The following is a 20282-nucleotide window of genomic DNA, read 5'->3' on the forward strand; positions in this document are numbered from 1 at the left end:
TTCGTCTGCCGTAGTCGTTGGTTGAATTAATGGTTGCAGTGCTCGTCGTGCACGTGGTGGTGGTGATCGCCGCCATCGGTGATCTGGTCCACCACGAAGTCTACTACCTGGTCGAACGGCACCGTGGTTTGCTGCTGTTCGCCTTCCGCCGCGCGCATCGCCTTCACGGCGGCGGTGTTGTTGGCGACTTCGTCCTCGCCGATGATGACGGCGAAGGCCGCGCCCGCGCCGTCGGCCTTCTTCATCTGCGACTTGAAGCTGCCGGCGCCGGCCGCGGTGGAGCCGTGCATGATCACGTCCAGGCCGGCGTCGCGCAGGCGCTCGCCCAGCACGAAGGCTTGCAGCTGCGCCGCCTCGCCCTGGTGGACCAGGTACACGTCGCACTGGTTAGGCATGTCCGGCTCGCCGGCTTCCTTCATCAGCTCCAGCAGGCGCTCGATGCCCATGGCGAAACCGACGGCGGGCGTCGGCTTGCCGCCGAAGGAGGCGATCAGCGGATCGTAACGGCCGCCGGCGCACACCGTGCCTTGCGAGCCCAGTGCGTCGGTCACCCATTCGAACACGGTGCGGTTGTAGTAATCCAGGCCGCGCACCAGGCGGGTGTTGATCACGTACTGGATGTTGTTGTGGTCGAGGATCTTGCGCACGCCGTTGAAGTGGGCCAGCGATTCCTCGCCCAGGTAGTCCATCAGTTTCGGCGCAGCGTTGACCAGGTCCTGCATGGCGGGGTTCTTGGTGTCCAGGATGCGCAGCGGGTTGCTGTGCAGGCGGCGCTTGGCTTCGGCGTCCAGGATGTCTTCGTGCTTTTCCAGATAGGCGATCAGGTCGACGCGGTGGCGCGCGCGCTCTTCGGCGTCGCCGATCGAGTTGATCTCCAGGCGGATCTCAGGCAGGCCGAGGTCGTCCCAAAGGCGGCGGCACATCATGATCAGTTCCGCGTCCACGTCCGGGCCGCTGAAGCCCACGGCTTCGCAACCGAACTGGTAGAACTGGCGATAGCGGCCGCGCTGCGGACGCTCGTGACGGAACATCGGGCCGGTGTACCAAAGGCGCTTCGGACCTTCGTAGACCAGATTGTGTTCGATCACCGCGCGCACGGCGCCGGCCGTGCCTTCAGGGCGCAGGGTCAGCTGGTCGCCGTTCATCGAATCTTCGAACGAGTACATCTCTTTTTCGACGATGTCGGTGACTGCGCCGATGGCGCGCTTGAACAGCGCCGTGTCTTCCACGATCGGCGTGCGGATCTGCTGGAAGCCGTAGCTTTGCACCACCGACTGGGCGGTGTTCTCGAACAGCTGCCACAGGTGCGAATCCTGCGGCAGGATGTCGTTCATGCCTTTGACAGCGGTGATTTTTTCAGTTTTCTTATTTTCGGACATTTCGATCTCTCACAGTCGTCATTCCCGCGCAGGCGGGAATCCATACTCAGCATGGGTTCCCGCCTACGCGGGAACGACGGGTTGGTAGTTCTTCTTCACGTAATTCAGTACGATTTCCTGGAACTCTTCCACGATGCGCTCACCGCGCAGCGTCGCCACCTTGGCGCCGTCCACGAACACCGGTGCGGCCGGCGATTCGCCGGTGCCCGGCAGGCTGATGCCGATGTTGGCGTGCTTCGATTCGCCGGGACCGTTGACGATGCAGCCCATCACGGCCACGTTCATCGCCTCCACGCCCGGATAGAGCTTTTTCCACTCCGGCATCTGCTCGCGCAGGAAGGTCTGGATGTTGTCCGCCAGCTCCTGGAAGGTCGTCGAGGTAGTGCGGCCGCAACCCGGGCACGCGATCACCATCGGGGTGAATTTGCGCAGACCCATGGTCTGCAGGATCTCCTGCCCCACCACCACTTCCTTGGTGCGGTCGCCGCCCGGTTCCGGGGTCAGCGAAATGCGGATGGTGTCGCCGATGCCTTCCTGCAGCAGCACCGACAGCGCGGCGGTCGAGGCGACGATGCCCTTGCTGCCCATGCCCGCCTCGGTCAGGCCCAGATGCAGCGGATAGTCGCAGCGCTTGCCCAGTTCGCGGTACACGGCGATCAGGTCCTGCACCCCCGAGACCTTGCACGACAGGATGATCTTGTCGCGGCCCAGACCCAGTTCCTCCGCACGCTGCGCGTTTTCGATGGCCGAGGTGATCAGCGCCTCGTACATCACCTGCTGCGCGGTCCATGGATTTTCACGCACGGCGTTTTCGTCCATGATGCGCGCCAGCAGCGCCTGATCCAGGCTGCCCCAGTTGACGCCGATGCGCACCGGCTTGTCGTAGCGCGCGGCCACTTCAATCATCTGCGCGAACTGCGTGTCGCGCTTGGCGCCCTTGCCGACGTTGCCGGGATTGATGCGGTACTTGGACAGCGCCTTGGCGCACTCCGGATAGTCTTGCAGCAGCGTGTGGCCGTTGTAGTGGAAGTCGCCCACCAGCGGGACGTCGACATCCATCTTGTCCAGCTGTTCGCGGATGTAGGGCACCGCCTCGGCGGCTTCCGGACGGTCCACGGTCAGGCGCACCAGCTCCGAGCCGGCGCGCGCCAGGTCGCGGATCTGGATCGCGGTTTCAATGGCGTTGGCGGTGTCGGTGTTGGTCATCGACTGCACCACCACCGGGGCGTCGCCGCCCACCCAGATCTTGCGCTCGCCGTGCGAGATCAACACGCGGCGGCTGGCGCGGCGGTCGTTTGGTCCCGATGGAATAGCAGTTTGCGTCATGGTCGTTCTACTCAGTTCTTACTTGATGTTCACGCGGGATATCGTACCGCCCGGGATCAGCGGCAGCGGCAGCGGCGCACCACCCAGCGTGGCTTCCACGCCGCCCGGCTTGCCGACGATGAGCAGCGCCGGATCCTTGATGTCAAAGGTCTCGGTGCTGCCGGCCTTCACCACGCGCGAGATCAGCGAGGTGGTGCCAGGGCGGCGAATCTCCACCCACGAATCTTCCGTCACTTTCAACACCAGTTGGTGGCCGCTGCCGGCCGCCGCCGGCGCCGGCGCCGGCGCGGCGGGCGCCGGAGCGGGCGCTGGCGCGGTTGCGGCCGGCGCGGGCGCCTGGGCTGGCGCCGCCACCGGCGCGGCGACCGCCGGCGATGGCGATGGTGTTGCGGCCGGTGGCGTCGCGGCGCCCGTCGCCGGTGCTGCCGCGGCGGCGGTGCCGGTGGCGGCCTGCTCGCCTTGCGGCGTCACCGAAATCAGCGGCACGTTCGGCGACTGCAGCGTGCTGCTGGCCGTTTCCTGACCCGGCTTGACCAGCGTGGTTTCCAATGCCGGCGTGGTCTCGGCCGGCTTGGCCGCTTCTTCCTTGCGCTCGAACAGCGAGGCCGGAATCAAGCCGCTCTGGTAGGCGTAAGCACCTGCCGCCCCGACCACCACCACCACCGCCAGGCCGATCAGCCAACCGGCCGGCGCCGACGACGAACGTCCCGTCATCGACGGGAAGCGCGACTCCGAGAACGAAGCCGCCAGATCCTTGCGCGGGGCCACCACGACCTCGGGGCTGGTCGGTTGCGCCGCTTCGATCATCGCGACCAAGGGCGCCGCGTCCATCTTCAATACCTTGGCGTAGGCGCGCACAAAGCCGCGCGTGACCGCCATATTCGGCAGCGCGGCGTAATCGCCGGCCTCCAATGCCTTCACCTGACGCACCGCCAGCTTCAGTTGGTCCGCAATCTGTTCAACCGTCCAACCCATCGCTTCGCGTTGGGCGGCCAGCAACGCACCGGGCGTGGCCTTGCCAGTGTTGCCCTGCTCCTGCGGCGGTTCTGCCCACTCAGAATTCATTGGTACCCCTGTTTCACTCATCAAACGCCCCACGTTGATAAGCAGCATACTCGGTCGAGCCGGGGTGGTGGCGACGCAATTGCGTCGCCCAACCAGCTTCCGCGGCCGTATCGCCCAGCTTATGCTGCACCTTAATCGCGAGCCACAGCACATCGGCCGTGAGACTCTCCATCTTTGCCACCTTGTTCAAACGGGTGATGAAAAAATTGGCGCGCACGTAATCGCCTTTTTCAAAATAGACCCGCGCCAGATTGGCGTTGGTGGCCGGCAGGTCGGGCGTCAACTGCAAGGCTTGCAGCAGATAACGCTCCGCGCTGGCGTAATCCTTGATCTTCAATGCGCACGAGCCGGCGTTGTTCGCGGCGCTGGCCGGCGAACGGTAACTCCGGTTGGCCAAGGCCGCATCAAACAGCGGCAAGGCCTCCTTCACACGGCCTTGCTGGCACAGGAAGGAACCGTAGTTGTTGGCCAGGTCCGGGCTGTTCGGCGCCAGCTTGCGCGCGCGCACGAAGTTGTCCTCGGCCAGCGCGGTCTCGCCCATCTGCTGGTAAATCAGGCCGCGCATGCCGTAGCCGTCGGCATAGTTCGGATCGGCCGCCAGCGCCAGCTTGACCTCGTCCAGCGCCACCGCGTACTGGCCCTGTTCGAAATAGCCGATCGCCAGCTGCATGCGGATATCCACCTTGCGCTGGATCGCGGTCTGGTCCGACGCCGTGCTCAGCTCGGCCTTGCCGCTCTTGCCCGGCTGGGGGCCCGGCGAGGCGCAACCGGCCAGCGCCCCGGCCACGCAAAGCGCGACGAGACTGAGCCGGCTACGCTGCGCCAGGAAGGTCATCAGGAACGGATCTCCACGATCTTGCCGAAGTTGGCGCCGAACTTGTTCTGGTACTCGGCCATTTTTTCCATCCGTTGCTGGACCTTGGTACGGTCCTGCACCTCGCCGGCCAGTTGGCCGCAGGCGGCGTCGATGTCGTCGCCACGGGTTTTGCGGATGGTGGTGACGATGCCAGCGTCGAGCAGGATTTGCGCGAAGGCGGCGATGCGCGGGTTCTTCGAGCGCAGCAGGCCCGATTCCGGGAAGGGGTTGAACGGAATCAGGTTGAATTTGCAGTTCACGCCATACTCGGGGTGCTGCACCAGCGCCACCAGTTCGCGCGCGTGCTGGTCGGTGTCGTTGACGCCGTCCAGCATGCAGTACTCGAAGGTGATGAAGTCGCGCGGCGCGAACTCGATGTAGCGCTTGCAGGCGGCCATCAGTTCCTTGAGCGGGTATTTCTTGTTGAGCGGGATCAGGCCGTTGCGCAGCTCGTCGTTGGAGGCGTGCAGCGAGACCGCCAGCGCCACCGGCACTTCCTGCGCCAGCTTGTCGATCATCGGCACCACGCCCGAGGTGGACAGGGTCACGCGGCGGCGCGACAGGCCGTAGGCGTTATCGTCCAGCATCATCTTCAGCGCGGTGGCGGTCGGCTCGAAGTTGAGCAGCGGCTCGCCCATGCCCATCATCACCACGTTGGTGATCTGGCGCTCGCCCTTCGGGCCCGGTTCGATGCCCTTGGTGCGGCGCAGTTCGAATTCGGCCATCCACAGCTGGCCGATGATTTCGCCCACGGTCAGGTTGCGGCTGAAGCCCTGCTTGCCGGTCGAGCAGAAGCGGCAGTTGACGGCGCAACCGGCCTGGGTCGAGATGCACAGCGTGCCGCGCGTTTCCTCCGGGATGTACACGGTTTCCACGGCGTTGCCATTGCCGACGTCGACCAGCCACTTGCGGGTGCCGTCGGACGAGGTATGGTCGCTGATGATCTGCGGCGCCACGATCTGGGCGCGGGTTTTCAGTTTGTCGCGCAGCGACTTGGCCAGATCGGTCATGCTGTCGAAGTCCGACGCACCGAATTGGTGGATCCAGCGTTGCAGTTGCTTGGCGCGGAACGGTTTCTCTCCCAACTCGGCGCAGTAGGCGTTGAGTTGCGCGGGATCGAAATCCAGCAAGTTGGTCAGAGCAGCGTTCATAGTTTGGTTCACAACAGTACTAAGCATTTATCCCGTTTCCGCACCGCGGCGCGGAAACGGAATCCTTACGAATTACTTACCGAAGAAGTAAGCGATTTCAACAGCGGCGGCTTCGACAGCGTCCGAGCCGTGCACGGCGTTGGCGTCGATCGAGTCAGCGAAATCGGCGCGGATGGTGCCTTTTTCCGCTTTCTTCGGATCGGTCGCGCCCATCAGTTCGCGGTTTTTCAGGACGGCGTTTTCGCCTTCCAGAACCTGGATCATGACCGGGCCCGAAACCATGAAGTCCACCAGGTCCTTGAAGAAGCCGCGCTCTTTGTGCGCGGCGTAGAAGCCTTCGGCGTCAGCGCGCGACAGTTGCTTCATTTGAGCGGCAACGATCTTCAGGCCAGCTTCTTCGAAGCGGGTGTAGATTTTGCCGATCACGTTTTTTGCAACTGCGTCTGGTTTGATGATCGACAGGGTGCGTTCGATTGCCATTTGAAAAACTCCAATAAAAAGAAAGGTTTAAAACAAGAATTGATAATCCAATCAACCTTTGATTTTACCATAGAACACCCCATATTCCGAATAACGGCGCGGGATATGCTTGCACTGCGGACAATTAAGGCGGTTTAAGTCCGGATTAAGTGCATTTTTGGCATGTTTTTGCGCATTCTTCGTACGCCATGCTATGCTTTTAGCAAGCGGTAAACTTTTACCTGCATTGGAAACTGGAGGCACTACTATGATCAACATGCAAAAAACCTACGACCTGGCGGCGAATCGTCAGGCCGTCCAGCACAAAGTGCTGCGCAATACCTACTGGCTGCTGGCCCTGTCGATGGTTCCGACCGTGTTCGGCGCGGCCCTCGGCGTGTCCCTGCACCTGCCTCTGGGCGGTGGTTTGATGGCGTTGCTGTTCCTGGCCGTGGCCTTCGGCTTCATCTGGGGCATCGAGAAGAACAAGGATTCCGGCGTCGGCGTGGCCCTGCTGCTGGGCTTCACCTTCTTCATGGGCCTGATGCTGACGCCTCTGCTGTCGCGCATCCTGGGCTTCGCCAACGGCGGCTTCCTGATCATGACCGCGTTCGGCGGCACGGCGGCGGTGTTCGCGACGCTGGCCTCGGTGGCCACCGTGTCCAAGCGCGACTTCTCGGGCATGGGCTCGTGGCTGTTCGCCGGCGTGATCATCCTGCTGCTGGCGTCGGTCGCCAACATCTTCCTGCACATCCCGGCGCTGGCGATCGTGATCTCGGTGGTGGCGATTGCCATCTTCTCGGCCTACATCCTGTATGACGTGCAGCAGATCGTCAACGGCGGTGAGACCAACTACATCCGCGCCACCCTGGCCCTGTACCTGGACGTGTACAACATCTTCACCAGCCTGCTGCAACTGCTGGGCATCTTCGGCGGCGACCGCGACTAAGCGTCCCCCGCCCCCCCCAAAAAGCCGGCCCCGCGCCGGCTTTTTTTATTGCGCGCCGCCGCCGCGCACCTGGAAACGGGTGGTCACGACGGGGTTGGCGTTGGCGTCGATCAGGGCCAGCTGATGCTGGCCTGGCGTCGGGCGCCAAGGGTAGTCGGCGCTGGCCTGGCCCAGCGCCTCGCCGTCCAGCTGCCAGCGCAGGCCGTGGCCGCCCTGGGCCAGGAAGAAGACGCGCTGAGTGGCGTCCGGGATGTCGGGATCGATCGCCAGGATGCTGGCGTCGCCCGGATACAAGATCTTCGGCGCGCGATGTTCGTCGCGCACCAGGGCGATCACCGGGCTTTCGGTGCCGGCGATGAACCACTCGCCACGCGCCGATTCCAGCTCCGGCTGGAAGGCGACCTGCTGGCGCAGCACGCCCGCCGGTGGCTTGGGCGCGCGGCTGGGCTGGCCGCGGTGGAGGTAATCCATCACGTCGCGCCACACCGGCGCGGCGCCGGTCACGCCGGACACGTCCCACATCGACTGGCCATCGAAATTGCCAACCCAGACCCCAACCGTGTACTTGTCCGAATAACCGATGCACCAGTTGTCGCGCATGTCCTTGCTGGTGCCGGTTTTGACGGCTGCCCAGAAGGTGGTGGCAAGTTCGTTCTTCAGGCCGAAGGTGACGCTGCGCGCCGCGCGGTCGGCCAGGATGTCGCTGACGATGAAGCTGGCGCGCGCGTCCAGCACGCGGCGCGCGGCGCCAGCACCAGCGTCAGCACCGCGCCGCATCAGCGTGGCCGAGCCATACACGCCGCCATTCGCCAGCGCGCGATACGCATTGCTCAGTTCCAGCAGCGACACCTCGGCGGAGCCCAGCGCCAGCGAATAACCATAGTATTCGGCCGGTTGCGTCAGGCTGCTGAGGCCCAACTCGCGCAAGCGCTCGTGAAAGCGCTCCATCCCGGTCATCATCAGCGTGCGCACGGCCGGCACGTTGAGTGAACTGGCCAGCGCGGTGCGTGCACTGACAAAGCCCTTGAATCCCCGGTCATAGTTTTGCGGCGCGTACAGCCCGGACGGCGTCGAGACATCGATGGGCGAGTCGTCCATCAGCGAGGCCGCCGTGATCTGCCGGCGCTCCAGCGCCAGCTCGTACAGGAAAGGCTTGAGCGTGGATCCGGCCTGGCGCAGCGCCGCCACGCCGTCCACGTCGCCCCCTCCCGGATTGCCAACGTACGCCAGGATCTCGCCGCTGGCGTTGTCCAGCACCACCAGCGCGCCATCGTTGACGTTGCGGCCGTTCAGCGCGGTCAACTGCTGGCGCAGCACCACCTGCGCATAACGCTGCAAGCCCGCGTCCAGCGTGCTGCGCACCGCCTGTCCGCCGCGCGTCAGCAGTTGCTGAGCCACCTGCGGCGCCGGCGGCAAACTGGACGCCAGCTGCGGACGGCCCCACGCCAAAATAATCCGCAACTGGATTTCGCTGCAGGTCGACGGCAAGCGCAATTCTTGCGCCAGCCCGCAGGCGCGCTGCGTCACCACCTTCTGCCCCGCCGCCGGCCCGCGCAGCAGGCTGGCAAGTATCACCGATTCGCTCAGATCCAATCCGGACGGCGCCTTGCCGAACATGCCGCGCGCGGCCGCGCCGACGCCTTGCAGCTCGCCGCGATACGACACCATGTTCAGGTAGGCCTCCATGATCTGCTGCTTGGACCACTCGGCGTCGAGCTCGCGCGCGGCCTTGACCTGATCCCACTTCTGCGACCAGCTGCGCCCCTTGGCCGCAGGCTGCAAGGCCGGATCGAGCAAGGCCGCCAGCTGCATGGTGATGGTGGACGCGCCGCGCGGGCGTGTCCGGAACAAGTTGTCCCAGGCGGCCTTGGCGGCCGCGCTCCAGTCCACGCCTTTGTGTTCGTAGAAGCGCTGGTCCTCGGCCTGCAGCACCGCCGCCGGCAGCGCGGGCGAGATATCGCCCAGCGCCACCCACGGCATGCGCCGCACCGCCATGTCGATACGCAGCGATTGAATCGGCTCGCCATGCCGATCCAGCAGCTCGGCGTCCGACGAGCGATAGGCCGCGCGCACCGCGTCAAACGTCGGCACGGCCTGCACTGCGGCGCTGGCCAGCGCCAGCACCAGGGCGGAGACGATCAGTTTCATTTCACCGTCATGGCCGCGTTGGGTGCGGCGCCAAACATCTCCGGGCTGTACATGGCTTCCACCCGCGTCGGCGGCAGGTTGAACTGGCCGGGATTATTCAGGCGCACCGTGTACTCCACGCTCCATTTGCCTTTCGGGACAAACGCATAAAACGCCCGATACCCCTCGAAGCTGCGCTCCTGGAAGGCCGGATATGCCCAGCCGGTGGCGCGCTCGCCGCTGGTGGAGATCTGCGAATCGCCGCCGAGGCCCGACCCCAGCACGGTGGCGCTGGCGGGAATCGGATCGTCCACCACCACCCACGTCATGTCCGACTGCGCCTCCAGATCGAGATGCACGCGATAGGTATCGCCACGCGACCACACGCCTTTGGCCTTCTGCTCCAGCGGCGTGATGGTCTTGGCGATCTTGTAGCCGCTCGACAGCGGCGCCTTGAGCGGCACCGCCGACAAGGTCTGCACCGTGGCCCATGGCTTGCCGGCGCCAGTGTGCTCCAGCTCCAGTTGACCGCCGCCGCCGCGCGGCCATGGCAGCAAGGCCGTGCCGCCGGCGGGATCGCCGCCGAAGGCGATGCTCTTGCTGGCGTTGGCCAGCGTGGCGCCAGCGGTGCCGGTCACTTTTTCGCTTTCGAACAGGCGCGAGAACTTGTCCATGCCCAGCACGCCCCAGGCGTTGGCGACGGTCGTGCCCCAGCGGCCCTTCTTCTGCCGTCCCAGCGCGCCGCGCGCGAGGCGGCCGATGTCGTCCTTCCAGGCCGGATTGTCGGCCATGACCAGCAGCAGGCGATTGGCGTTGCTGTCGGCCGAAGACATCAGCCACCACCAGTCGTCGGTGCGCTCGGTCGAGAAGGTCATGGTCGTGCCCTGCAGGTTGAGGCGCGAGCGCAGAATCTGGTCCGCCTCCTTCAAACGCTGCGCGTGCTGTGGCAACTTGGGCGAGCGTTGCAGGATCTGATACCAGTCGATGACGGCGGACGTCGGCCACAGGTTCGGTTGCACCGAGAACGACTCCAGCTCACTGGCGGTGACCGGCCTGGAACGCGACAAGGCTTCCAGCGCGGCGATCTTGCGCACCGCCAGGTCGGCCGTCGGCAGCGACGAGTAGCGCACCACCTTGCCCTGCACGAAAGCCAGCAGCGCCGATTCCATGCGGCCTTTCAGCGCATCGGGGATCGTGTAACCGGCCTCGCTGGCGGCGGACAGCACATAGGCCGTCAGCGTGTCGCTGCCCTTGTCCATCTGCGCGAAGTATTTAACCAGGCCATCGGCGTCGAGATAGGCCGGCAGCTTTTCCGCAGCGTCGTTCCACATGCCCTCATCGTGCAGCGCGATCGAGCGCGATGTCATTTGCTCGAAGCAGCGATACGGGTATCGCAGCATGTAGTCACGCACGCCGGGCAGCTCGCCGCCCAGTCTGGGGCTGTACTGCACCTGCACGCCGCCGCGTCCCGGCAGCGCGTCATCCGGCAGCTTGACCGCCATGCTTTGCTTGCGGTCCAGTTGCAGCAGGGTCGCCTGCATGACCGTGACCGGCACCGCGGGGACGATTTTCTGCGTGATCTTGATGCGGTCGGACGATGCCGGGCCGCCGCCCTCCACCGCCGCGCTGACGTCCCACGCCAGCGTCGCGGCGGACAACGGCGCCTGCGCGTCCCAGCCCACCTCGCGCGCCTGTCCCGGCTTCAGCGTGACCGACTGCGGCGGCAGCGGCTTGCCGCCCACACCCGCAGCCGCCGCGCTGGCGATACCGGCACCACTGGCGTTGGCATTCACGCGCAGGGTCGCCTTGACGGCGGCGTCCGTGGTGTTGCGCAGCGTGAAAGTGGCGCGGAAGCGGTCGCCCTCGCGCACCATGGACGGCAGGCCGGATAGCAGGATCAGGTCCTGCGAGCTGCGCACCTCCGTGCGGCCGGTGCCAAACAAGTCCGCCTGCGCGCTGGCCACCGCGACAATCCGGAACGCCGTCAGCGAATCGTTGATCGGCACCTGCACCGTGGCTTCGCCATTCGCGTCCAGCGTGACGCGCGCCTTCCAGAACAGCAGCGTGTCGAACAACTCGCGCCCGGCGCCCTTGCCGCCGCCACCGCCGGCCGGCACCGCCTTGCGGCCGAAGTGGCGCTTGCCCACCACCTGCATCTGCGCCGTGGCGGTGGACACCTGCAGGTTACGCTGCTCCATCATGGCTTCCAGCAGATCCCAGCTGGTGTTCGGCATCAGCTCCAGCAGGCCGACGTCGACCGCCGCCAGCGCCACTTCCGCGCCGGCCGGCGGGACCGAGCCGTCGGGGCGCGTGACCTTCACCGCCACCGTGGCCTTGTCGCGCACCTTGTACACATCCTTGTCGGCCTTGACCTGCACCTTCAGTTCATTGGCCGACCACCCCACACGCAGCGGCGCGATGCCCAGCTTGTAAGCCGGCTTGCCGAGATCGACCAGCGCGGTCGGCTGCACGCCGTTCACGCGGCCGCGCACCACCAGCGCGGAGACATAGACATTCGGCGCATACTGCTTCTTCACCGGGATCGAGAACACCGGTTCGCTGCCGCTGAGCGGGCGCACGTAGGTGTCGATCACGCCCTCGCGCTCCACCGTGATCAGCGCGGTCGCCTCGCGGAACGGCATGCGCACCTGGAAGGTGGCGGTGTCGCCAGGTTCATAGCGTTTTTTCTCAGGCAGCAGATCGATGCGGTCGTTGTCGGTGGCCGCGAACCACCAGTCGGCGCCGTCGGCCACCCAAGTCTCGCGGTTGGTGACGGCCACGCGCTGCTGCGCGTCCTGGGTTTTCGCGCGCAGGATGAGATTGCCGGAGGCCGGCGCCTTGATCTGGCAAATCAGCAGGCCCTTGCCATCGGTCTTGCCCTCGCAGGCGGCGCCCAGCGCTTTGACCTCGCTGCTGTTTTCATAGGCGTAGAAGCCGCCGATCAAACGACGGCGATGCGAGTAGGACTGGCGCTGGAAGATATCCACCGCCACCGGCGCATCGCTCACCGGCCTGCCCTGCAGGTCCAGCACCGCCACCGTGAACTTGAGCGCATCCTTGCTGGCCACCCAGCCGTCCGGCTGGATGCCGATCACGTAACTGGAAGGCCACAACGGAATGCGGGTGGCGGCGGACAGGGTTTCGCCATTGGCGTCCTGCCAGGTCATCTCGGCCATCACCTCGTGCGGCGTTTGCACGGCGGGCAGCTGATCCAGCGTGACGCGCGCGCCACCGGCCTTGTCCAGCGTCACGCTGCGCGTGCGGACGGCGCCGGCCGCCGCCGCGTCCTCCTCGCCCTCGAACATGCCCTCATCGTCATCGAAGCTGCCGCCGCGCTGCTCGACGCCGACCTTGACGTCGCCGGCGCTGAAGCTGAAATCGGCGTAATCCTCGAAGCTGACGCTCTTGTTCTGCACCACGGTGCGCAACTGCACCGGCGCGTCGCCCGCCCCGCCGCCGGACAGATAGCTTAGCTGCACATCCAGATCCACCGAAGACGCCTGCACCGCCGGCGCTTTCGGCCCCTGCAGCAGCGCCTTCATGGTCGGCACGCGGAACTGCTCGACACGGAAGCGGCCCGACCCGCGTCCGCCAATCATCAACTGGTACCAGCCCTGCTTGGCGGCGGCCGGAATTGGCCAGCTGTTCTCGGCCGAGCCGTTGGCGCTCCACTTCAGCGGCAGTTCATACTGCTGGCCGCTGCCCTCATGGATGATGAACATGCTGGCCGGCTGCTCCTTGGCGGCGCGCACCAGTCCCTGCTCCACGTGGCGGCGCAGGAAATGCTTCATGTGCACCGTCTCGCCGGCGCGCAGCAGCGTGCGGTCGAATACCGTGGATGCGATCACATTGTCGGCGCCGTAGTAACCGGTCGGCAGATTGAAGCGCCAGGTCTCGATGCCACGATCCCAGTCGGACAGCGTGAACGTCATATCGCCGCCCAGCCGTGCGCTGATGAAGAAGCGCTGATCCTCCTTCTGCACCAGCTCCTGGCGGATGTGCGCCAGGCCGCCGCTGTCCGTCATGCCCTGCCACAGCAACGCGCCCTTGTAGTCGCGCACCGCCACCTGCGCCTGCGCCACCGGCTGGCCCTTGTCCAGCGACGTCACCCACACCAGCGACGATTCGGCGCCGTGCTTGAAGTGCGCCACCATATTGGTCACCAGCGCCGCGCTGCTCACGTAGGCCGGCCCCTTGTCCAGCGCCAGCCCTGTCCCCAGCTTGGGACTCGCCAGCTCCACCACGTAGAAGCCCGGCTTACGCAGCGGGATGCCGACCACTTCGAACGCCTTGGCGCCGCCCGGCTTGGGCATGCTGAAGCGCTCCACCTTGCCGGCTTTGGCGTCCAGCAGCGGCTTGCTCATCTTGTTAACGTGCAGTTCCTGCGGTTCCCAGCTGTAGCTGCTGCCCATGCGCTTGAGCCATGCGATCACCTGCTGGTCCTGCTGGTCCGGCGAGGAGGCGGCGTCGTTGACGCGCAGCGCGGCGCCATCGACCTTGGCGCCGGCCAGCTGCGCCTCGACATTGCGCAGCGTGACCGGCAGCAGCTTGTCGCCCTTCGCTTCGATGATGCCGAAGCGCGCCGGGAACTTGACCAGCGGCGGCTGCGCGTCGGTGCGGATCGCCATCGGGAAGCGCGCCTGATTGAGCAGCGCGCGGCCGGCATCGTCCTTCACGCCGGCCGGCAGCGAGACCGTCAGCCTGGCGCTTTCCGGGAATGGGCCCTTGAAGGTCAGCCATTCCAGGTATTCGCTCTTTTCCTCCTCCTTGTCGAGCGTTGGCTTGAAGACCTTGCCGCCCGGCCCCGTGATCTTGACGGCCAGCGCGTCGGCGCGCTTGACCGGGGCGCTGAACTGCACACGCATCGGCAGGAAAGGCACGCAGCCGGCGTCGGCGCTCAACCTGTCGCAGCTGAAGCGCGCGGTGAAATCGGGCCGCGTTTTGTAGGACAGCGTTTGATCCTGCGTGGTGGCGATGCCGCTGTCGGCCTTGATGCCCGCGCCCCACACCAGCGACACCTCGGTCGCCGCCGGCAGGCTGCGTTTGCATTGCAGGACCGCGAGCGGCAGGCGCTCCAGCTTTTTGTTGTTGACCGCCGTGGTGGCGCGCCACACCACGCCGCGCGCCTTGAAGTACAGGGACAGATAACGCTCGGTGAAGGACTTGCGCAGATCGAGCACCTGCTGGCGCTCCGCGCCCTGCAGCACGCGCACGCCGATACGCTCATTGATGCCCTCCGCGCGGCACCACGCCTGCGCGGCCACGGTTTCGTCGCTGGCCGGCGCGTCGAGGCCGAGCACGAAGATCTGCTGCTCGTCGATATAGCTGCTACCCTCGCGCGGCGCCGCCTCCACGATGGCCGGGCCGCCGGTATCGAAGCTGAACTGGCGCGTGCCGGCCAGCGGCTTGCCGCTCAAATCCTTGACATCGTCCTTGAGCGTGAAGCGGCAGGCCACGCCGGCCGGCAGGTCGCGCGCGAAATCGTAGCTCCAGTTCTGGCCATCGATCCAGCGGCCCTTGCCCTCTTCCGGACAATCGATGCTGAACGGATCGCCCAGCCGCATATCGCCCAGCGGGACCATTTGCCCGTTGAAGCGCGCGGCCACCTGGCGCACGCCCTTGACGGTGCCCGATGGCGAAAACGAGGTGACGGAGGTATCGGCCAGAACGGCCAGCGGCAGGCTGCAGAACGCAGCCATGGCGATGAGGCGGGACAGGAGGCGCATGCCAACTCCAGGCGCTGATAATGATCAGCTCAGTGTTGCGCAGCCCTCCTGCAAAGTCAATAACATTAGAAGAAAAACACTTACACCAGATCGAACACGGCCATCGACTCGACGTGCGAGGTGTGCGGGAACATGTTGACCACGCCCGCCTTATCGAGCTTGTAGCCGGCCAGGTTGACCAGCACGTTGGCGTCGCGCGCCAGCGTCGACGGGCTGCACGAGACGTAGACGATGCGCTTGGGCAGGAATTCCGGATTGGTCTTGCGCAGTTCGCCCAGCGCCAGCGACAGCGCCATGGCGCCATCGCGCGGCGGGTCGATCAGCATGCGGTCGAACTTGCCGAGGTCGATCAGGTCCTGCGGCGTCACCTCGAACAGGTTGCGGTTGTAGAAGGTGGTCTTCTTATCCAAGCCGTTGGCCTTGGCGTTGCTCAGCGAACGGTCGGTCAGCGCCTGGCTGCCCTCGATGCCTACCACCTCGCGCGCCAGCGTGGCCAGCGGCAGGGTGAAGTTGCCGAGGCCGCAGAACAGGTCGGCCACGCGGTCTTGCGGCTGCACCTCCAGCAGGCGCAGCGCCTTGTGCACCAGCACGCGGTTGATGTGGTGGTTGACCTGGGTGAAGTCGACCGGCTTGAACGGCATGCGCACGCCGAATTCCGGCAGCAGGTAGTGCAGCTGCGGCTCCAGCGGGTAGAACGGCTCGGCGGTCTCCGGGCCCTTGGTCTGCAGCCAGAACTGCACCTTGTATTGGTCGGCGAAGGCCTTGATCCTGGTTTCGTCGTCGGCGGTCAGCGCGTCCATGATGCGCAGCACCAGCACGGTGACGTCTTCGCCGATGGCCAGTTCGATCTGCGGGATCTGGTTGTACAGCGACAGCGAGCCGACCAGCGTGCGCAGCGGCATGAACATGTCCGACACGTGCTTGGGCAGGATCTGGCAGCTCTGGATGTCGGCCACGAAGATGGACTTTTTCTCCTTGAAGCCGACCAGCACCGTGCCCTTCTTCTCGACCCAGCGCACCGACAGGCGCGCGCGGTAGCGATAGCCCCAGGTCGGGCCGTACATCGGACGCATGATGTTGTCGGCCGTGACTTTGCCGATGTGCCACAGATTATCTTCCAGCACGCGCTGCTTGATCGCCACCTGCGCGCTCGGCTCGATGTGCTGCATGGAGCAGCCGCCGCAGTAGTCGAAGTGCTCGCACTTGGGCTTGACGCGCATCGACGATTCGCGGTGCAGCGCGGTCATTTTGGCCGCTTCCCAGTTTTTCTTTTTCTTGAAGGTCTCGAAACTGACGCGCTCGCCCGGCAGGGCGCCTTCCACGAACACCACTTTGCCCGGCGTGCCGTCTTCATTGTCCTGCATGTGGCCGACGCCACGGGCGTCCATGTCGAGCGATTTGATGTCGATGGTATTTTCTTGCATAGCGTTCAATATTGAATGAAAAGGCGGCTTCAACCCGTCATTCCGGCGGACGCCGGAATCCATACTGAGTTCGCGGGTATGCGCAGGGGCTATGGATTCCGGCCTTCGCCGGAATGACGGATCGCGGGACAACGGTGGTTGCGTCGGGCCGATATGATAGCAGACTACAGCAGGGAATCGCGGACCACGCCGCGCGCGGCCATGGCGCGCTTGAGCTTGACGAGGGCTTCCTGCTGGATCTGGCGCACGCGCTCGCGCGTGACGCCCATTTCCTCGGCCAGGGTTTCCAGCGTGGCCGGGTCGTCGTTGTCCAGGCCGAAACGGCGCATGATGACGATGCGCTGCTTGTCGGGCAGCTTGGCCAGCCAGTCGCGCACCAGCACCGTCATTTCGTGATGCTCGGCGCGGGCGTCCGGGCTGTCCTCGCTGTCGCCGGGCAGCATGTCCATCAGCGACGACTGGGGGTCGTTGTCGAGCGGCGCGTCCAGCGAGGTGGCGTGCTCGGACAGCGCCAGGATGTCCTGCACCTCCTCCACCGGCCGGCCGACCAGCTCGGCGATGTCCTCGGCGGTGGCGTCCTTGCCGTTGTGGTGCTGGGCCTCGAGGTGGTATTTGCCGCGCAGGATCTGATTCAGCTCGCGCACCATGTGCACCGGCAGGCGCACCGTGCGCGCCTGGTTCATGATGGCGCGCTCGATGCTCTGGCGTATCCACCAGGTGGCGTAGGTGGAGAAGCGGAAGCCGCGCTCGGGCTCGAACTTGTCGATGGCGCGCATCAGGCCGATGTTGCCCTCCTCGATCATGTCGAGCAGCACCACGCCGCGGTTGATGTAGTGCTTGGCGATCGACACCACCAGCCGCAGGTTGTGCTCGATCATGGTCTGGCGCGCGCTGAAGTCGCCGGCCTTGGCCAGGGTGGCGTAGTGGACCTCCTGCTGCGCCGTCAGCAGCGGCCGGGTGCCGATCTGGTTCAGGTAGTGCTGGGTGGTGTCGGTGGACAGCTCGGCCGCCAGCACTTTCTTCAGCTCGTCGACGCTCTCCAGCACCGCGCCGGCTTCCGGCAGATCGGCCTCCTCCCCCCCATCGATCGCGGCATCATCGTTGGCATCGTCCCGGAAATCGTCCGGGAGAGCATCGTCATCCATCTGATCGTGTGGCGTGGAGGTCATCGCATCGGCTCAGCTATCGGTTGGGCAGGAAGCGGGACGGGTCGACCGGTTTGCCCTGCTGCCGTATTTCAAAGTGCAGCTTGACGGAATCGGTGTCGGAATCGCCCATTTCCGCAATCATTTGTCCCTTGCTCACGCTCTGCCCCTCCTTGACCAGGATGGTCCGGTTGTGCGCGTAGGCCGACAACAAATTATTACTGTGCTTCACAATGACGAGATTACCATATCCGCGGATGCCGCTGCCGGCGTACATCACTTTTCCCGCGCCGGCGGCCACGACTTGCTGGCCGGCCTTGCCGGCGATGTCCACGCCCTTGTTCTTGCCCTCGTCGAAGGTGGCGATGACCTTGCCGTCGGCCGGCCAGATCCAGCTCAGGTTGGCGTCGTCGGCGGCCAGCGCCGGGGCGGCGGGCGCGGCCGGGACCGGCACGCTGGCGCGCGGCGCGGCGGCGGCCGGCGCTGGCGCCGGCGTCGCCGCCACGTCCTTGCCGTTGTCGGCGCGCTGCAGCTCGGCCAGGTTGGCCTCGGAGTACGGCTTCTTGTCGCCCTTGGGGCCGGTTTTCTTGACCACCGGCGGCGGCGGCGGGGTCTTGTCGGACGGCGGCATGATCACGGCGGCGGTCTCCACGCCGCTGCCATTGCCCTCGGGCGGCAGCACGCGCAGCACCTGGTCGACCTTGATGTCGTTCGGATTGGCCAGGTTGTTCCAGGCCACCAGGTCGCGGTAGTTCTGGCCGAACTCGAGCGCGATGCGGATCAGGGTGTCGCCCTTCTTCACGGTGTACAGGCCGCGCTCGTCGCGGGCGACCTGCGCCGTTTCGCTCGGCGTGGCGGGCTTGACGGCCGGCGGGATCGTGCGGTCTACGACCGGGGCCTGGTTGGGGGTGGTGCCGCAGGCGCTCAATAAAGCGAGCGCGAAGCCCATCAAGAGCAAATTACTTTTCTTCGTCATTCTCATCGTCGTGTCTAGTGGTTCGGGCCTTAAATCACGCCCGGGCGCAGCGGCACGAAATGGCAATCCTCCAGCGTCTGGCTGGCCCACTCCGTCTTGCCGATGCGCGTAATCAATTCCAGGTGCTGCGTGCGCACGCCCACCGGCGCGACCAGGCGACCGCCGATGGTCAGCTGCTCCAGCAGGGCTTGCGGCACTTCCATCCCGGCCGCGGCCAGAATGATACCGTCAAACGGGGCCGCTTGCGGCAGCCCAAGCATACCATCTCCGTAATGCAAGCGCAGATTCGGTATCCGCAGGGGCCGCAGATTGGCCTTGGCCAGCTCGTGCAGCGGCTTGATGCGCTCGATCGAATACACCTCCTGCGCCACGCACGCCAGCACCGCCGCCTGGTAGCCGCAGCCGGTGCCGATCTCCAGCACGCGCTTGAGCTGGCCGCCGTTGCGCATCACCTCGATCATGCGCGCCACGATGTAGGGCTGGGATATGGTCTGGTGGTGGCCGATCGGCAGCGAGGCGTCGACATAGGCCTGGGGCGCCAGGCCCTCGTCCATGAACATGTGGCGCGGCACCGTGTCCATGGCGTTCAGCACCACTTGGTCCTGGACGCCCTGCCTGGCGATGCGCTGCACCATGGCGCGCCGCACGGCCTCCGACACCAGCGGGTTCTGGCGCGGCGCGGGGGCCGGCAGCGGCTGGGCGCGCTCCATGGCGTAGCTGTGCGACTTCGACGGCGTGGCCACCGGCCGCGGGGCCGGATACTGGGGCGGCGCGTGGCGCGCGGCGTTCTGGGTGGCGGTTTGCGGTGTCGCCACCGGCCCGAAGACCGTCGCCTTTTTGGCCCCCTTGTCGACTACCGAGGACAGCGGCAAAGGAAAGGTACGGTTTTTTTCGGTCATGCCAAGGCCTTTGCCAGTGCACTGAGTTGGGAGGTGTGGGTCAGGTCGATCTGCAGCGGGGTGATCGAGGTCTTGCCGTTGGCCACGGCGTGGAAATCCGTGCCCTCGCCGGCGTCCTTGCACGCGCCCGGCGGGCCGATCCAGTAGATATCCCTGCCGCGCGGGTCCTTGGCCCGGATCACCGGCTCCGACTGATGGCGCCGGCCGAGCCGGGTCGCGGCCACGGCCTTAAGTTGCTCATAAGGCCGATTCGGTATATTCACGTTCCACAGGCAGGGACGCGGCAGTTCCTCGTAAAAGCGCTGGACCAGGTCGCGCGCGTGGCGCGCCGCGTCCTCGATATGCTCCCAGCCGTAGGCGCCCTGCGAGAAGGCGATCGACGGGATGCCGAACAGGAAGCCCTCCGTGGCGGCCGCCACCGTGCCGGAATACAGGGTGTCGTCGCCCATGTTGGGGCCGTTGTTGATGCCGGACACCACCAGGTCCGGCTTGTAATCGAGCACGGCGGTCAGCGCCACGTGCACGCAGTCGCTGGGCGTGCCGTTGACAAAATAAAAACCATTGGCCGCGCGCTGCACCGACAGCGGCCGGTCCAGCGACAGGGAGTTCGATGCGCCCGAACGGTTGCTGTCCGGCGCCACCACCACGATCTCGGCGATGGGCGCGAGCGCCTCGGCCAGCGCATTGATGCCGGGCGCGAGGTAGCCGTCGTCATTGCTTATCAGGATTCTCATACCGGAGATTTTACCTGAAGCAATGGCCGGACTGCGCACGCCGGCGGCCCGGAAAACAGATAAATT

Annotated in this window: 15 protein-coding genes; 1 reads left to right on the forward strand and 14 read right to left on the reverse strand. The window is 65.6% G+C overall.

Annotated features, from left to right (window positions below; translation table 11 throughout):
- Nucleotides 1-26: 26 nt before the first annotated feature.
- The 7 genes from hisS to FHW83_RS03400 form a co-directional block, all read right to left on the reverse strand.
- A complete protein-coding gene (hisS, locus tag FHW83_RS03370; RefSeq protein ID WP_176644909.1) occupies nucleotides 27-1379 on the reverse strand; it encodes a histidine--tRNA ligase in 1353 nt (450 codons plus the stop codon).
- Nucleotides 1380-1442: 63 nt separating this feature from the next.
- Entirely contained in the window at nucleotides 1443-2705 is a 1263-nt protein-coding gene (ispG, locus tag FHW83_RS03375; RefSeq protein ID WP_176644910.1) for a flavodoxin-dependent (E)-4-hydroxy-3-methylbut-2-enyl-diphosphate synthase, read from the reverse strand.
- Nucleotides 2706-2723: 18 nt separating this feature from the next.
- Nucleotides 2724-3770: a helix-turn-helix domain-containing protein gene (locus FHW83_RS03380; RefSeq protein ID WP_176644911.1), complete on the reverse strand. Its 1047-nt coding sequence runs from the start codon at nucleotides 3768-3770 to the stop codon at nucleotides 2724-2726.
- A 13-nt stretch (nucleotides 3771-3783) separates the two neighbouring features.
- Complete coding sequence (gene pilW / locus FHW83_RS03385; protein WP_176644912.1) at nucleotides 3784-4605, reverse strand: type IV pilus biogenesis/stability protein PilW; 822 nt, start codon at nucleotides 4603-4605, stop codon at nucleotides 3784-3786.
- Complete coding sequence (gene rlmN / locus FHW83_RS03390) at nucleotides 4605-5777, reverse strand: 23S rRNA (adenine(2503)-C(2))-methyltransferase RlmN (RefSeq protein WP_176644913.1); 1173 nt, start codon at nucleotides 5775-5777, stop codon at nucleotides 4605-4607. Before rlmN ends, pilW begins: the two co-directional genes overlap by 1 nt.
- Before the next feature lie 72 nt (nucleotides 5778-5849).
- On the reverse strand, nucleotides 5850-6257 hold the full coding sequence (ndk, locus tag FHW83_RS03395) for a nucleoside-diphosphate kinase (RefSeq protein ID WP_176644914.1): 408 nt from the start codon (nucleotides 6255-6257) through the stop codon (nucleotides 5850-5852).
- 51 nt (nucleotides 6258-6308) lie between these two features.
- Complete coding sequence (locus FHW83_RS03400) at nucleotides 6309-6515, reverse strand: hypothetical protein (RefSeq protein WP_176644915.1); 207 nt, start codon at nucleotides 6513-6515, stop codon at nucleotides 6309-6311.
- Here FHW83_RS03400 and FHW83_RS03405 point away from each other — a divergent pair.
- A complete protein-coding gene (locus FHW83_RS03405; protein WP_176644916.1) occupies nucleotides 6505-7185 on the forward strand; it encodes a Bax inhibitor-1/YccA family protein in 681 nt (226 codons plus the stop codon). The genes FHW83_RS03400 and FHW83_RS03405 overlap by 11 nt on opposite strands.
- A 45-nt stretch (nucleotides 7186-7230) precedes the next feature.
- On the opposite strand, the gene pbpC is transcribed toward FHW83_RS03405, so the two are convergent.
- The 7 genes from pbpC to surE form a co-directional block, all read right to left on the reverse strand.
- On the reverse strand, nucleotides 7231-9333 hold the full coding sequence (gene pbpC / locus FHW83_RS03410; protein ID WP_176644917.1) for a penicillin-binding protein 1C: 2103 nt from the start codon (nucleotides 9331-9333) through the stop codon (nucleotides 7231-7233).
- Complete coding sequence (locus FHW83_RS03415; RefSeq protein ID WP_176644918.1) at nucleotides 9330-15038, reverse strand: alpha-2-macroglobulin; 5709 nt, start codon at nucleotides 15036-15038, stop codon at nucleotides 9330-9332. The genes pbpC and FHW83_RS03415 overlap by 4 nt, the downstream gene beginning before the upstream one ends.
- An 80-nt stretch (nucleotides 15039-15118) precedes the next feature.
- On the reverse strand, nucleotides 15119-16462 hold the full coding sequence (rlmD, locus tag FHW83_RS03420) for a 23S rRNA (uracil(1939)-C(5))-methyltransferase RlmD (protein ID WP_176644919.1): 1344 nt from the start codon (nucleotides 16460-16462) through the stop codon (nucleotides 15119-15121).
- A 164-nt stretch (nucleotides 16463-16626) separates the two neighbouring features.
- Nucleotides 16627-17631, reverse strand: coding sequence for an RNA polymerase sigma factor RpoS (gene rpoS / locus FHW83_RS03425; protein WP_176644920.1), 1005 nt, complete (start codon nucleotides 17629-17631; stop codon nucleotides 16627-16629).
- A 13-nt stretch (nucleotides 17632-17644) separates the two neighbouring features.
- Nucleotides 17645-18583 (reverse strand): peptidoglycan DD-metalloendopeptidase family protein, encoded by a 939-nt coding sequence (locus FHW83_RS03430; protein ID WP_176644921.1) that lies wholly within the window; start codon nucleotides 18581-18583, stop codon nucleotides 17645-17647.
- 29 nt (nucleotides 18584-18612) lie between these two features.
- A complete protein-coding gene (locus FHW83_RS03435; protein ID WP_176644922.1) occupies nucleotides 18613-19482 on the reverse strand; it encodes a protein-L-isoaspartate(D-aspartate) O-methyltransferase in 870 nt (289 codons plus the stop codon).
- Nucleotides 19479-20216, reverse strand: coding sequence for a 5'/3'-nucleotidase SurE (gene surE / locus FHW83_RS03440; protein WP_176644923.1), 738 nt, complete (start codon nucleotides 20214-20216; stop codon nucleotides 19479-19481). The genes FHW83_RS03435 and surE overlap by 4 nt, the downstream gene beginning before the upstream one ends.
- Nucleotides 20217-20282 lie beyond the last annotated feature (66 nt).

The organism is Duganella sp. SG902 (genome assembly GCF_013376005.1).
GTDB lineage: Bacteria > Pseudomonadota > Gammaproteobacteria > Burkholderiales > Burkholderiaceae_D > Rugamonas.

Excerpts from the sequence above, each read along its gene's own strand:
- hisS (WP_176644909.1), bottom strand. The coding sequence starts at position 1,379 with ATGTCCGAAAATAAGAAAACTGAAAAAATCACCGCTGTCAAAGGCATG.
- ispG (WP_176644910.1), bottom strand. The coding sequence starts at position 2,705 with ATGACGCAAACTGCTATTCCATCGGGACCAAACGACCGCCGCGCCAGC.
- FHW83_RS03380 (WP_176644911.1), bottom strand. The coding sequence starts at position 3,770 with ATGAATTCTGAGTGGGCAGAACCGCCGCAGGAGCAGGGCAACACTGGC.
- pilW (WP_176644912.1), bottom strand. The coding sequence starts at position 4,605 with ATGACCTTCCTGGCGCAGCGTAGCCGGCTCAGTCTCGTCGCGCTTTGC.
- rlmN (WP_176644913.1), bottom strand. The coding sequence starts at position 5,777 with ATGAACGCTGCTCTGACCAACTTGCTGGATTTCGATCCCGCGCAACTC.
- ndk (WP_176644914.1), bottom strand. The coding sequence starts at position 6,257 with ATGGCAATCGAACGCACCCTGTCGATCATCAAACCAGACGCAGTTGCA.
- FHW83_RS03405 (WP_176644916.1), top strand. The coding sequence starts at position 6,505 with ATGATCAACATGCAAAAAACCTACGACCTGGCGGCGAATCGTCAGGCC.
- FHW83_RS03400 (WP_176644915.1), bottom strand. The coding sequence starts at position 6,515 with ATGTTGATCATAGTAGTGCCTCCAGTTTCCAATGCAGGTAAAAGTTTA.
- pbpC (WP_176644917.1), bottom strand. The coding sequence starts at position 9,333 with ATGAAACTGATCGTCTCCGCCCTGGTGCTGGCGCTGGCCAGCGCCGCA.
- FHW83_RS03415 (WP_176644918.1), bottom strand. The coding sequence starts at position 15,038 with ATGCGCCTCCTGTCCCGCCTCATCGCCATGGCTGCGTTCTGCAGCCTG.
- rlmD (WP_176644919.1), bottom strand. The coding sequence starts at position 16,462 with ATGCAAGAAAATACCATCGACATCAAATCGCTCGACATGGACGCCCGT.
- rpoS (WP_176644920.1), bottom strand. The coding sequence starts at position 17,631 with ATGACCTCCACGCCACACGATCAGATGGATGACGATGCTCTCCCGGAC.
- FHW83_RS03430 (WP_176644921.1), bottom strand. The coding sequence starts at position 18,583 with ATGACGAAGAAAAGTAATTTGCTCTTGATGGGCTTCGCGCTCGCTTTA.
- FHW83_RS03435 (WP_176644922.1), bottom strand. The coding sequence starts at position 19,482 with ATGACCGAAAAAAACCGTACCTTTCCTTTGCCGCTGTCCTCGGTAGTC.
- surE (WP_176644923.1), bottom strand. The coding sequence starts at position 20,216 with ATGAGAATCCTGATAAGCAATGACGACGGCTACCTCGCGCCCGGCATC.